The organism is Cupriavidus sp. USMAHM13, assembly GCF_001854285.1.
Lineage (GTDB): Bacteria > Pseudomonadota > Gammaproteobacteria > Burkholderiales > Burkholderiaceae > Cupriavidus > Cupriavidus malaysiensis.
The window spans coordinates 2,090,335-2,103,246 of sequence record NZ_CP017752.1 but is presented as its reverse complement, the minus strand read 5'-3'; the positions used below and the strand labels follow the sequence as shown (position 1 = coordinate 2,103,246).

Genomic DNA, 12,912 nt, shown 5'->3' with positions numbered 1-12,912 from the left:
TGTCTGTGTTGTCCGGCTCTCGTTCGGCTCTCGTTCGGCTCTCGTTCGACTCTCTTTCGACTCTCTTCCGGCTGGCTTCCGCCGCCGCGCTCAGGCCGGCGCCTCGCCGTGCCAGGCGCGCCTGAGCATGGCGAGCACCTCGTCATAGGTGACCGGGCGCGGATTGTCGTAGGGGTTCGCCACCGCCAGCTGCGCGGCGCGTTCCAGGCCGTCCTCCGGCATGCCGATCCCGGCCAGCGCCAGCGGCACGCCCAGGCGCTGGTTGAGGGCGAACAGCAGCGGCCCGGCCTCCTCGGCGGCGCTGCCGCCGAGCGCGCGCGCCACGCGGCCGAGCGCCTCGGGCGCGGCGGCGTGGTTGTAGTGGGCCGCATGCGGCAGCACGATGGTGTGCGTCTGTGCATGCGGCAGGTTGAAGGTACCGCCCAGCGTGTGGCACAGCTTGTGGTGCAGCGCCATGCCGACCGCGCCCAGGCAGGCGCCGGCCAGCCAGGCCCCGTACAGGGCGCCGGCGCGCGCCTCGCGGTCGGCCGGGTCCGCCACCACGGCGGGCAGCGCCCGGGCGAGTGCGCGGATCGCTTCCTCGGCCATCAGGCTGATGATGGGATTGGCATCGCGGGCATAGAGGGCCTCCACCGCATGGGCCATGGCGTTCACGCCCGAACTGGCCGACAGCGCCGGCGGCAGGCCCAGCGTCAGCAGCGGATCGTAGACCACCGTGCGCGGCAGCACGCGCAGGTCGCGCCCGGTCTTCTTGAGGCCGCCGTCGGTGATGCCGTAGATCGGCGTCATCTCGGAACCGGCGTAAGTGGTCGGCACCGCCACGATGGGCAGGGCCGAGGTCAGCGCGATGGCCTTGCCCAGGCCGATGGTGGAGCCGCCGCCCACCGCCACGCAGCAGTCGGCGCCCAGGCGGGCCGCTTCGGCGCGGGCCGCCTCGGCCGATTCCAGCGGCACGTGCATCACCGCGCCGGGGTGCACGCCGGCGGCGCGCTCTCCCAGGGCCTGTGCCACCTGTTCCCCCAACGCCCGCTGGCCGGGCGTGGTCAGCACCAGCGCGCGGCGCGCGCCAAGCGCCGCCACCTCTTCCGGCAGCCGCGCCAGCGCCCCGCTCTCGAACACCACGCGCGACGGCAAACCCTGGTAGACGAACCGCATGCTCCCCCTCTCCGTTCCGGTCACTGCTCACTGGTCACTGGCCCGGCACGATGCGGCGGCCCTGCCGCCACATCGCCGTGCCTTGTGCATCATAGCCCCGGCGCGGGGCGCCTGCCGGCGGACGAAAAAAAACCCACTGCCGGGTGGTAGTGGGTAGACGAAGTGGTGCCGCCGGCCCAGCGGGGGCAGCGGCTGTCGCATCATCGCAGCCCGGTGGCCAAAGCGGAATAGTCCATACGGACTAAGCTGCGGAAGTCCCACACCCGCCTTCGTGCCGCGCATCGGGCACATGGACAAAGCCGCCGGAATGCGCTTCAATCACATCGCCGCGCACCGGTGGTGCGCCATGCACCCGCCGGGCACCCCCGTGTCCCGGCACCGTCTCCGCGCTTCTAGTCCACATGTCCCGCGCCAGCCTGCTCCTGATCGACGACCACACCCTGTTCCGCACCGGCCTGCGCCTGGTGCTGGCGGACTCGCCGCGCGTCGCCACCATCGTCGAGAGCGGTTCGGTCATGGACGCGGTGCAGGCCTTCGGCGGGCAGGCCATCGACGTCCTGCTGCTCGACATCCAGATGCCCGGCCTGAATGGTATCGAAGGGGTCAAGGTACTGCGCCGCCATTTCCCGCAGGCGCGCATCCTGATCGTCTCCGGCACTTCCGGGCTGGAGGGCGTGCCGGCCGAAGTGCGGCGCGAACTGGCGGGCTTCCTGCCCAAGTCGGCCGACACCCGCCAGATCGAGGAGGCGCTCGCCCGCTGCCTGGACGGCGGCAGCTACTTCGCCACCGAGCGCAGCGGCGCCGCCGCGCCGGCGGCGCGCTACCAGCCCAGTCCGCTGACGCCGCGCCAGCTCGAGGTGCTGGAGCAGCTCAGCCTGGGCCGCTCCAACAAGGTCATCGCCCATCATCTCGGCCTGTCCGAGAACACCGTGCGCGTGCACGTGGCTGCCATCCTCGACCACCTGGGCGTGGTCAGCCGCGTCGAGGCCATCCTCGAGGCGCAGCGGCGCGGGCTGATCCACGCCCGCTGAGCCCGCCCGCCGGCCAGCCAGACGACAGCCCGAGCCCGCGCGATGCCCCGCTCCTTCCCACGCCTGCCGCTGCTGCCCCGCTTCGACGAGCCGCGCCTGCTGGCCGCGCAGATGGGGCTGCTCGACGAGAGCTTCGGCGTGGCCATGCTCGGCAGTTCGCTCGCCGCCGTGATCCTGGCCGTCGGCCTCAGCCTGACCCATCGCACCCTGGGCCCGCTGCCCTGGGCCGCGGCCATGGTGCTGGCCTGCGCCGCCGCGCACTACGGGCGCTTCCGCATCCCCGAGCGCCTCAGCGAGGCCCAGGCGCCGCGCTACGCGCGCGCCGTCACCATCGTGCTGACCCTGATCGGCGCCCTGTGGGGCCTGGTCGCCTGGCTCTACCTGGACGTGCGCTCGCCTTCCACCGTGATCTGCGTGCTGTCGCTGCTGGCGGGCATGAGCGCGGCCGCGCTGGCGGTGTTCTCTGCCTGCCTGCCAGTCGCGGTGGGCTTCTTCCTGCCGGCCATCGTGCCGGTCTGGCTCGTCTTCCTCGCCACCGGCGACCTCGACTACCTGCCGATGTTCCTCGGCACGCCGCTCTATCTCGGCGTGCTGATCGTGTTCGCGCGCAACTATGCGCGGGTGGCCCGGCACTCGATCGCGCTGCGCTTCGAGAATGTCGACCTGATCCACCAGTTGCGCGAGCAGACCGCGCGCTCGGAGCGCGCCCAGCGCGCCGCCGAGGAAGCCAACCGCGCCAAGTCCGTGTTCCTGGCCTCGGCCAGCCACGACCTGCGCCAGCCGCTGCACGCGCTCGGCCTGTTCGTCGTGTCGCTGGACCGCACCCCGCTCGACGCGCACCAGCGCCAGTTGACCGAGCACATCCGCTCCTGCTCGGGCGCCGCGCGCGAGATGCTCAATACCCTGCTCGACTTCTCCAAGCTCGACGCCGGCGTGGTGGTGGCGCGGCCACGCGCCTTCCGCCTGCAGCCGCTGCTGCACAAGCTGGAGAACGAGTTCGCGCCGCAGGCCAATGCGCGCGGCCTGGTCTACCGCACGCGCGACACCACCGCGGTGCTGTTCGGCGACCCCACCCTGGTCGAGCTGGTGCTGCGCAACCTGATCGCCAATGCGATCCGCTACACGCCGCAGGGCGGTGTGCTGGTGGCGTGCCGGCCACAGCGGCGGCCACGCCAGCCACCGCAGCAGGCCCGGCTGGAAGTATGGGACACCGGCATCGGCATTCCGCCCGAGCAGCAGCGCGCGGTGTTCCGCGAGTTCCACCAGCTCGGCAATCCCGAACGCGACCAGCGCAAGGGGCTGGGGCTCGGCCTGGCCATCGTCGAGGGGCTGGCGCGCACCATGGACACGCGCGTCACGCTGGCCTCGCGCCCCGGGCGCGGCTCGGTGTTCGGCCTGCTGCTGCCGCTGTCGGCCAGCGAGCCGGAGGAAGCCCCCGCCATGCCGGCGCCCAGCAGCCTGAACGGCCTGTCGGTGCTGGTGATCGACGACGACGAGGCCATCCGCATCGCCATCTGCGAGCTGCTGGCCGGCTGGGGCTGCCTGTGCCGCGCGGTGGACTCCGAAGCCGAAGCGCTGGCCGTGTCGGACAGCTTCACGCCCGACCTGCTGCTGGCGGACTACCGCCTGCGCGGCGACCGCACCGGCCTGCAGGCCACCGAAGCGATCCGCGCGCGCCTGGGCCGGCAGGTGCCGGCCATCATCGTCACCGGCGACACCGCCGCCGACCGCCTGCGCGACGTGCATACGGAAGGGGAAACGCTGCTGCACAAACCCGTGGTGGCCGAGGCGCTGCAGGCCGCCATGCTCGCCAAGATGCGCGAGCACGGCTGGGTGCGGTCGGCGCCGGCGCAGGACTGAAGCCGGCCGGGCGCCGGCTCCCGGATCTCAGATCTTCGGGATGTGCAGCGCCTTGCTGACCATGAGGGTGCCGGACAGCGCGAACAGCAGCACCAGCGGATGCAGGTCGGCCGGACCGAGGCTCCATACCCCGCCGGGCAGCGCGTCGCCGATACGCTCCTGCGCGGCGCACCAGGCCAGCACGGCGGTCAGCAGCACGCTGGTCGGAATCGGCGTGCCTTCGAAATAGGCCACCTTGTCGCTGCCGGCAGAGAGCTGCTCGGCGGTCACGTTGAAGCGCGCCAGCCGGCTCACGCCGCAGCAGACGAAGTAGATCAGCACCGCCAGGTCCCAGCCGCCGCGCAGCCCGGCGGCAAAGGCCAGCACGGCGGGGCCGACGCCGAAAGAGATGATGTCGGCCAGCGAATCCAGCTCGCGGCCGAGCGCCGAATGCTGGTGGCGCCAGCGCGCGATGCGGCCGTCGAGCACATCGAAGAGGAAGGCCGCCGGCGCCAGCGCGGCGGCGACGAAGAAATCGGCCAGGTCGCGCCCCGCCACGTAGAACATGGCGAAGAAGACCGAGCCCATGCCGCAGGCGGCGTTGCCCAGCGTGAACAGGTCGGCGAGCTGCAGCTCGCGCAGCATCGTGAAGTGCTTGGGGCGTTCGATCGGGGATGACATGGCAGTCCTTGGGCTCTGCGCCGGCACGCTAACGATAGGCCAGGAGCGCCGCCGACGCCAGCCGGCGGCACGCTGGGCCGTGTCTCGCGCGCCGTGCTCCGAGCACGCTGATCAGAGCACCGTGCTCGCGTGCCCGACCTTGGGCGCCGCGGCGAAGCAGTCGCCGACCAGGCGGCGCCACTCGAGGAAGTCGGCCGACTCGCGGAAATGGACCATGTGGTCTTCCACGGTGTCCCAGGACACGACCAGCGTGTAGAGGGACGGTTCTTCGATCGACTTGAGCAGATTCAGGCCGTGGCAGCCGCGCGCGCGCAGGAAAATCGGCTTGGCCTGCGCCACGCCCTGCTCGAACTGCGCTTCCATGCCGGGCTTGATCGAAAACTGTGCGATTTCGGAAATCATGTGGGTGTCTTCCAGGAGAGATGGGAGTCCGGGGAGCGTCCCGCGCGCACGGCCAGCGCGCGCGCCGGGACGGCTCCGCCACCCGCATTGTGCATCGGGAGCGGCGCCACGGGAACCGCACGGCCGCCCGCCGGACATGGCGCCGCGGCCGCGCACCTGTTGCTTGCCACCTGTCGCTTGTCATGTGCCTCGGCTAGAAAGGCGGCGGGCGCCGGGCAGGCGGCGGCTCCCGGAGGGAAGCGAACGAGGCGGACGCAGCGGATGAAGCGGATGAGGGCGCAGGCCAGGCCAATGTATGCCAACCAGTCATCGTCCCGTCATCGGCATTGCCTAGCATCCTGCGCTTTGCTGTTCATGCCAATCGTGCACCAAAGCACGAATCTCTCCAGGAAAGAGCCACCCCATGCGCCTCCACTACACCTTACCCACCCTGCTCCTGCTGGCCTTGCCAGCCCACGCCGAGCTTTTCATCAGCGAGTACGTGGAGGGCACCTCCAACAACAAGGCCATCGAGATCTACAACCCCGATGCCACCGAGGCCGACCTGTCCCTCTACAAGATCGAGCAGTACAACAACGGCGCCAGCACGCCCACCAGCTCCTTTGCGCTGACCGGCAAGCTCGCGCCCGGCGCGGTCCACGTGATGGCCCACAGCACGCTGGCCGCCGTGCTCGGCGCGCGCGCCAACCAGACCGTCACCTTCACCTTCAACGGCGACGACGCCATCACCCTGACCCGCTCGGGCACCGTGGTCGACCACCTCGGCCAGGTCGGCTACCAACCCCCGGCCGGCTTCTGGGGCACGGCCGAGGCCGGCACCAAAGACCATACGCTGCGCCGCAAGTCCACCGTCAAGCAGGGCGATACCGCCACCACCGCGGCGTTCGACCCGGCGTTGCAGTGGGATTCCTACGCGGTGGACGACTTCTCCGATCTCGGCCAGTACAACGGCCAGGGCGGTACCACCCCGCCGGTGCAGGCGGTGTGCGGCGCGACGGCAACCGCCATCGCCGATATCCAGGGCAGCGTGGCCCCCTCGCCGATGGCGGGCAAGAGCGTCGAGGTGGAGGCCGTGGTGACGGCCGACTACAGCGGCGCCAACGGTTTCAACGGCTTCTTCGTGCAGCAGGCCGACGCCCAGCGCCGCAAGCTGCCCGGCGTGTCCGAGGGCCTGTTCATCTATGCGCCCGGCGTGACCGCGCGCGCCGGTGACCTGGTCCACCTGGTCGGCAAGGTCGAGGAGAAGTACGGCCAGACCCAGCTCACGCTCGCCACCGGCGGCTTCGCCAGCTGCTCCAGCGGCCACAGCGTCACGCCGGTCGACGTCACCCTGCCGCTGGCCGGCACCCAGGCGCTGTCCGCCTACGAAGGCATGCTGGTGCGCCTGCCGCAGACGCTGACCGTCAGCGAGACCTATGAACTCGGCCGCTACGGCAGTGTGCTGCTCAGCAACGGCCGCCTGCCGCTGCCCACCAACGTGGCCCCGGCCCAGGGCGGCGCCGCCGCGCAGGCCGCCGCCAACGCGCTCAACCGGCTGGTGCTGGACGACGGCTCCAACCAGCAGAACCCGGGCAGCGTGCCCTACCCGGCGCCCGGCCTGTCGGCCGCCAACCCGGTGCGCGCCGGCTACACGGTCAGCGGCGTGCAGGGCGTGCTGGAGATGCGCTACAGCGCCTGGCGCCTGCAGCCCGTTCCCGGCGCCACCGCGCCCGCCTTCAACGCGGCCGGCAACCCGCGTAGCGGCGCGCCGGCGCGCCACGCGCAGGCCGACGTGCGCGTGGCCTCCTTCAACGTGCTGAACTACTTCAACGGCGACGGCAAGGGCGCGGGCTTCGACGATCCGAACAACCGCGGCGCCAAGACGCAGGCGGAATTCGAGCGCCAGGAGGCCAAGATCGTGGCCGCCATCCGCGCCATCGATGCGGACGTGGTCGGCCTGATGGAGATCGAGAACGACGGCTATGGCGAGCTGAGCGCGATCAAGCGCCTGACCAGCCAGCTCGGCGCCGACTGGCGCTTCGTCGATCCGGGCGTGGCCAAGCTGGGCGGCGACGCCATCACGGTGGCGCTGATCTACAACAGCCGCAACGTGGAACCGGTCGGTGTGCCCGCCACCCTCGCCATCGACGATAAGAACCGCCAGCCGCTGGCGCGCACCTTCCGCCGCATCGGTGGCAGCCACAACGTCACGGTGGTGGTCAACCACCTGAAGTCGAAGGGCTGTACCGGCGCCACCGGCAAGGACGCCGACCAGGGCGACGGCCAGAGCTGCTGGAACCCGACGCGCCTGCGCGCCGCCGGCCTGATCGCCGACTGGCTGGCCACCTCGCCGACCGGCGTGGCCGACGCGGGCAAGCTGCTGATCGGCGACCTCAACAGCTACGCCAAGGAGGACCCGGTGCTGCTGTTCGCCGACAAGGGCTACGCCGACCTGGTCGCCAGGTTCGTCGGCAAGGATGCCTACAGCTATGTGTACGGCGGCGAATCGGGCTACATCGACCATGCGCTGGCCACCGCCGGCCTGGCCGAGCGCGTGCGCGCCGTGCACGAATGGCACATCAACGCCGACGAGCCGATCGCGCTGGAATACTCCTTCGCCTACAAGAGCACCGAGCAGCAGCAGACCTACTATGCGCCGGACGCCTATCGCTCCTCGGACCACGACCCGGTGATCGTCGACCTGTCGCTGAAGACCACGGCAGCCGGCAGCGCCGGCACCGAGGGCAATGGCAGCACCAGCGGTAATGCCGGCAGTGCTGCCAATAGCGGCGACTCGGGCGCCGGCTCGCTCGACCCGCTGATGTGGCTGACCCTGGCCGCCGGCGTGGCCGCGCTGGCACGCCGCCGCTCGTGGCGCGCCTGAGCGCCACGCACGACCGCGCCGGCCGCGCGGGTGTCCCTGCAACGGGATGCCCGCGCCGGACCGGCTGGCTGGCGCGCAGTCCGGTGCATCCCGGCTTCCTGGCGATCGCCGTGCTGCTGCTGGCACTGCAGGCCGGCGGTCCGGCGGTCGCCGCCGCGCTGCGCTACGAACGCGCCGCCATCGCCGGCGGCGAACTGTGGCGGCTGCTCTCCGGCCACTTCGTCCATCTCGGCTGGGCCCACTGCCTGCTCAATGCCGGCGGCCTGCTCGCGCTGGCCGCCATCCTGCCGGCGCCGCTGCGCGCCGGGCGCTGCTGCCTGCTGCTGGGCGGCGCCATCGGTATCGCGCTGTTCGCCGCCCTGCCGGACCTGCAACGCTACGCGGGCTTCTCCGGCATCAACTACGGCCTGGCCACGCTGGCCCTGCTGCCGCGCTGCCGCGGCGAGGCGGTCGCCGTCCTGCTGCTGGCAGCGCTGGTAGCCCGGGCCGCCTGGCAATGGCTGGCCGACGGCGGCGCGGCCGATGCCGCGTGGCTGGGCGCGCCGCCGCTGGCCGCGGCCCATTTCGCCGGACTGGCCGGCGGCGCCATGCTGGCGCTGGCCGGACCGCTCCGGCGCGCGGCGCTACGCTGACCGCCCCTGCAGCACCGCCCTGCCCCCGTCAAGCCAGCGCGCCGGCGACCGAGCCGGCGGCATGGGACGGCGGGGCGGACACGCCGCGCGTATCCATGCCGGCCAGCTGCCGCGCACCATCCGTGTAGACGTCATAGCGCCGGCCGCGGGCGCCGTCGCTGTACACATCGGGGTGGCGGGCGGGATCGGACGACACGCCGCTGCGGTCAAGGCCGGCCACCTGCCGCGCACCCTCGGCATAGACGTCGAAGCGGCCACGGCGGGCGCCGTCGCTATACACGTCGGGATGACGGGCGGGATCGGACGACACGCCGCTGCGGTCAAGGCCGGCCACCTGCCGCGCGCCCTCGGCATAGACATCGAAGCGGCCACGGCGAGCGCCATCGGTAAAGACATCGCGCCTTGTCATCGAGGCTTCCGGGGCCATCGCGGCCGGCATGCCGGCGCCGGTGGCAGCATCGCGCATGGCGGCATGGGCCGCCCCGCCCAGCGGCAGGACGGCGCCGGTCACGAGGGCGGTGGCGAACAGGGTCTTGGCGAACAGGGCTTGCATGGCAGTCTCCGGCAACGGGGGAATGAGCCCATTCGTCGCGCCGGCCAGCGCCCCCCTTACAGGCTGCCGCGAAAAAATCTCGGGCAAGCCCCGGGCCGCCGGCTCAAGCGACCGCCTCGCCACGCCCCGCCGCCGGCCGGGCCTGGTAGTCGGCCTGCAGCGCCGCGCGGCGCTGTGCGGCCTGCTCCATGCTGAGCGCCTTCACGTGGCCGTAGCCGCGGATCTGGTCCGGCAGTTCCGCCAGTTGCACGGCAATATCGAGGTTCGCCGCCGACAGGGTGGCGGCAAAGCCATCGCACAGGGCGATATAGTCCTCGACCAGCCGCCGCTCCGCGCGCCGCTCCTCGGTCCTGCCGAAGGGATCGAACCAGGTGCCGCGCAGCCCTTTCAGGCGCGCCAGCAGGCGGAACGCCGTCAGCATGCCGGGACCGAAGCGCCGCTTGAGCAGGCGCCCCTGCGCATCCTTGCGCGCCAGCAGCGGCGGCGCCAGGTGGAAGGCGAGCTGGTAATCCTTGCCCGGTTCGCCCTCGAACTGCGCGCGCAGCTTGTCGAGGAAGGCCGGGTCGGTATACAGGCGGGCGACTTCGTACTCGTCCTTGTAGGCCATCAGCTTGGCCAGGTTGCGCGCCACCGCGCGGGTCAGCGCCAGCCTGCCGCCGCCCGGCAGCGCGGCCTCGGCGGCGCGCACGCGCTCGACCACGGCGCGGTAGCGGGCCGCGTAGGCCGCATCCTGGTAGGCCGTCAGCAACGCCTCGCGCCGACGCAGCAGGCCGTCCAGCGTTTCCGGCAGCGGCAGCACCTTGGCCGGCGCCGCCGCCGGCAGGCGCGCGCGCACCGCTGCCTCGCCCAGGTGGGCCAGCGCCCGGCCCCAGGTGAAGGCGGCCAGGTTCTTCTCCACCGCCACCGCGTTCAGCTCGATGGCGCGCACCAGGCTGGCCTGCGCCAGCGGGATCCAGCCCTTCTGCCAGGCGAAGCCCAGCAGCAGCGGATTGGAGTAGATCGCGTCGCCCAGCAGCGTGACCGCCCAGGCATTGGCGTCGAGGAAGGCGCAGGCCTCGCCCACGGCGGCGCGCACCTCCTGCTCGGCGGAAGCGCCGGGGAAGGTCCAGTTGCGGTTGCCGATGAACTCGGCGGTCGGCGTGTTGGCGCTGTTGACGGCGGCGGCGGTGACGCCATACCGCATCTTCGAGAGCACTTCCGGCGATGCCGACACGATGGCGTCGCAGCCGATCAGCAGGCGCGCTTCGCCGGTGGCGATGCGGGTCGCGTGCAGCCCGGCTGGCGCCGGCGCGATCTGCACGTGGCTGAGCACGGCGCCGCCCTTCTGCGCCAGGCCGGCCATGTCGAGCACGGTCACGCCCTTGCGTTCCAGGTGGGCCGCCATGCCCAGCAGGCCGCCGATGGTGACCACGCCGGTGCCGCCGACCCCGGTGACGAGCACGCCGTAGGGCCGCTCCAGCGCCGGCAGCACGGGCTCGGGCAGCTCGGCCGCGTCCACGCCCGCGCGGTCCTTGCCGGCGGCCGCGCGCGGCTTGCGCACCTGCGCGCCCTCGGCGGTGACGAAGCTGGGGCAGAAACCGTTGACGCAGGAGAAGTCCTTGTTGCACGAGGACTGGTTGATGCGGCGCTTGGTGCCCAGGTCCGTCTCCAGCGGCTCCACCGACAGGCAGTTGGACTTGACCGAGCAATCGCCGCAGCCTTCGCACACCGCGTCGTTGATGAAGGCGCGCCGGGCCGGGTCGGCCATGGTGCCGCGCTTGCGGCGGCGGCGCTTCTCGGTGGCGCAGGTCTGGTCGTAGATCAGCACCGTGACGCCCTCGGTGTCGCGCAGGCGCAGCTGGATGGCGTCGAGCTGGTCGCGGTGGTGCACCGTGACGCCGGCCGGCAGCATGCCGCCGTCGCCGTACTTGAGCGGCTCGTCGGTCACCACCACGATCTCGCGCGCGCCCTCGGCCGCCACCTGGTGGGCGATCTGCGGCACCGTCAGCACGCCGTCGACCGGCTGGCCGCCGGTCATCGCCACGGCGTCGTTGAACAGGATCTTGTAGGTGATGCGCGCCTTGGCGGCGATGGCCGCGCGGATCGCCAGCAGGCCCGAGTGGAAGTAGGTGCCGTCGCCCAGGTTGACGAAGACATGCTTCTCGCTGGTGAAGTGCATCTGGCCGGTCCAGGCCACGCCCTCGCCGCCCATCTGGCTGAAGGTATCGGTATTGCGGTCCATCCACATCGCCATGTAGTGGCAGCCGATGCCGGCCAGCGCGCGCGAGCCCTCGGGCACGCGCGTCGAGGTGTTGTGCGGACAGCCCGAGCAGAACCAGGGCTTGCGCTCCACCGTCAGGCGCGGCCGCGCCGCCTCGCGCTCCTTGGCCTCGATCAGGGCCACGCGCGCGGCGATGCGCTCGCGCACGTCGGCCGGCAGCTCGGCCTTCTCCAGGCGGCGCGCGATGGCCTTGGCGATCAGCGCCGGCGACAGTTCGTAGTGCGCCGGCAGCAGCCAGTTGCCGCGCGGCAGCGACCACTCGCCGCCCTGGTTGCCGCGCTCGTCGAACTTGCCGTAGACCTTGGGGCGCACGTCCTCGCGCCAGTTGTACAGCTCTTCCTTGAGCGCGTACTCCAGGATCTGACGCTTCTCCTCCACCACCAGGATCTCTTCCAGCCCGGTGGCGAACTCGCGCGCGTCCTGCGCATCGAGCGGCCACACGCAACCGACCTTGAACACGCGGATGCCGATGCGGCGGCAGGTGTCATCGTCCAGGCCCAGGTCCACCAGCGCCTGGCGCACGTCCAGATAGGCCTTGCCGGCGGTCATGATGCCGAAGCGCGCCTGCGGCGAATCCAGCACCACACGGTTGAGCTTGTTGGCGCGGATATAGGCCAGCGCCGCATACCACTTGTGGTCCAGCAGGCGCGCTTCCTGCGCCAGCGGCGGATCCGGCCAGCGGATATTGAGCCCGCCCGCGGGGACGGCGAAGTCCTCCGGCAGCACCACCTGCACGCGCTCGGGATCGATCTCCACCGAGGCGGTCGACTCCACCACGTCGGTCACGCACTTCATCGCCACCCACAGCCCCGAGTAGCGGCTCATGGCCCAGCCGTGCAGCCCGTAGTCGAGGTATTCCTGCACATTGGCCGGATACAGCACGGGGATGCCCGCCGCCAGCAGCACGTGCTCGGACTGGTGCGCTACCGAGGACGACTTGGCGGCATGGTCGTCGCCGGCCAGCACCAGCACGCCGCCGTGCGGCGACGAGCCGGCCGAGTTGCCGTGCTTGAAGACGTCCATCGAACGGTCCACGCCCGGGCCCTTGCCGTACCACATCGAGAACACGCCATCGCGCGTGGCGCCGGGGAACAGGTTGACCTGCTGGGTGCCCCACACGGCGGTGGCGGCCAGGTCCTCGTTGATGCCCGGCTGGAACACCACGTCGCTGGCGGCCAGGTGCGGCTTGGCCTTCCACAGCGCCTGGTCCAGGCCGCCCAGCGGCGAGCCGCGGTAGCCGGAGATATAGCCGGCGGTATTGAGGCCGGCGGCGGCGTCGCGCGCCTTCTGCAGCAGCGGCAGCCGCACCAGGGCCTGGGTTCCGCTCAGGTAGACGCGGCCCTTCTGCAGGGTGTACTTGTCGTCGAGGCTGGCGGCCGCCAGGGTGTCGGCGAGCGCTTGCTGCTCGTCGGGCGAGAGGGGACGGTTCATGTGCATTGTCTCCGGCTGCACGGGTTGTCCGGCGAGTGTAGGATCGCCCCTCGCTATCGTAAAAT

General features: G+C 71.6%; 9 protein-coding genes. 4 read left to right on the top strand and 5 right to left on the bottom strand.

Annotated features, from left to right (window positions below):
• Positions 1 to 90 precede the first annotated feature (90 nt).
• Entirely contained in the window at positions 91 to 1,155 is a 1,065-nt protein-coding gene (locus BKK81_RS27530) for a maleylacetate reductase (RefSeq protein ID WP_071019461.1), read from the bottom strand.
• A 401-nt stretch (positions 1,156 to 1,556) separates the two neighbouring features.
• Here BKK81_RS27530 and BKK81_RS27525 point away from each other — a divergent pair, with 401 nt between their 5' ends.
• Both BKK81_RS27525 and BKK81_RS27520 read left to right on the top strand, forming a co-directional pair.
• Positions 1,557 to 2,186 carry a response regulator transcription factor gene (locus BKK81_RS27525; RefSeq protein WP_071019459.1) on the top strand — a complete coding sequence of 210 codons (630 nt, stop codon included), beginning with the start codon at positions 1,557 to 1,559 and terminating at the stop codon, positions 2,184 to 2,186.
• A 42-nt stretch (positions 2,187 to 2,228) separates the two neighbouring features.
• Positions 2,229 to 4,046: an ATP-binding response regulator gene (locus BKK81_RS27520; RefSeq protein WP_071019456.1), complete on the top strand. Its 1,818-nt coding sequence runs from the start codon at positions 2,229 to 2,231 to the stop codon at positions 4,044 to 4,046.
• A gap of 27 nt (positions 4,047 to 4,073) precedes the next feature.
• Here the strand turns inward: BKK81_RS27520 and BKK81_RS27515 are convergent, their stop codons facing one another.
• Positions 4,074 to 4,706 (bottom strand): CDP-alcohol phosphatidyltransferase family protein, encoded by a 633-nt coding sequence (locus BKK81_RS27515; RefSeq protein WP_071019454.1) that lies wholly within the window; start codon positions 4,704 to 4,706, stop codon positions 4,074 to 4,076.
• A gap of 111 nt (positions 4,707 to 4,817) precedes the next feature.
• Positions 4,818 to 5,108 (bottom strand): antibiotic biosynthesis monooxygenase family protein, encoded by a 291-nt coding sequence (locus BKK81_RS27510; protein WP_071019452.1) that lies wholly within the window; start codon positions 5,106 to 5,108, stop codon positions 4,818 to 4,820.
• 403 nt (positions 5,109 to 5,511) lie between these two features.
• On the opposite strand from BKK81_RS27510, the gene BKK81_RS27505 reads away from it, so the two are divergent.
• Positions 5,512 to 7,971 carry an ExeM/NucH family extracellular endonuclease gene (locus BKK81_RS27505; protein ID WP_071019450.1) on the top strand — a complete coding sequence of 820 codons (2,460 nt, stop codon included), beginning with the start codon at positions 5,512 to 5,514 and terminating at the stop codon, positions 7,969 to 7,971.
• Entirely contained in the window at positions 7,959 to 8,603 is a 645-nt protein-coding gene (rrtA, locus tag BKK81_RS27500) for a rhombosortase (RefSeq protein WP_231908108.1), read from the top strand. Before BKK81_RS27505 ends, rrtA begins: the two co-directional genes overlap by 13 nt.
• Positions 8,604 to 8,631: 28 nt before the next feature.
• Here the strand turns inward: rrtA and BKK81_RS27495 are convergent, their stop codons facing one another.
• Both BKK81_RS27495 and BKK81_RS27490 read right to left on the bottom strand, forming a co-directional pair.
• Positions 8,632 to 9,156, bottom strand: a complete 525-nt coding sequence (locus BKK81_RS27495; RefSeq protein WP_071019447.1) for a hypothetical protein — start codon at positions 9,154 to 9,156, stop codon at positions 8,632 to 8,634.
• Between the two features lie 103 nt (positions 9,157 to 9,259).
• Entirely contained in the window at positions 9,260 to 12,847 is a 3,588-nt protein-coding gene (locus BKK81_RS27490) for an indolepyruvate ferredoxin oxidoreductase family protein (protein WP_071019444.1), read from the bottom strand.
• Between the last annotated feature and the right edge of the window lie 65 nt (positions 12,848 to 12,912).

What these genes read in the sequence shown, in the direction of transcription:
- BKK81_RS27530 (WP_071019461.1), bottom strand. Translation starts at nt 1,155, where the DNA reads ATGCGGTTCGTCTACCAGGGTTTGCCGTCGCGCGTGGTGTTCGAGAGC.
- BKK81_RS27525 (WP_071019459.1), top strand. Translation starts at nt 1,557, where the DNA reads ATGTCCCGCGCCAGCCTGCTCCTGATCGACGACCACACCCTGTTCCGC.
- BKK81_RS27520 (WP_071019456.1), top strand. Translation starts at nt 2,229, where the DNA reads ATGCCCCGCTCCTTCCCACGCCTGCCGCTGCTGCCCCGCTTCGACGAG.
- BKK81_RS27515 (WP_071019454.1), bottom strand. Translation starts at nt 4,706, where the DNA reads ATGTCATCCCCGATCGAACGCCCCAAGCACTTCACGATGCTGCGCGAG.
- BKK81_RS27510 (WP_071019452.1), bottom strand. Translation starts at nt 5,108, where the DNA reads ATGATTTCCGAAATCGCACAGTTTTCGATCAAGCCCGGCATGGAAGCG.
- BKK81_RS27505 (WP_071019450.1), top strand. Translation starts at nt 5,512, where the DNA reads ATGCGCCTCCACTACACCTTACCCACCCTGCTCCTGCTGGCCTTGCCA.
- BKK81_RS27495 (WP_071019447.1), bottom strand. Translation starts at nt 9,156, where the DNA reads ATGCAAGCCCTGTTCGCCAAGACCCTGTTCGCCACCGCCCTCGTGACC.
- BKK81_RS27490 (WP_071019444.1), bottom strand. Translation starts at nt 12,847, where the DNA reads ATGAACCGTCCCCTCTCGCCCGACGAGCAGCAAGCGCTCGCCGACACC.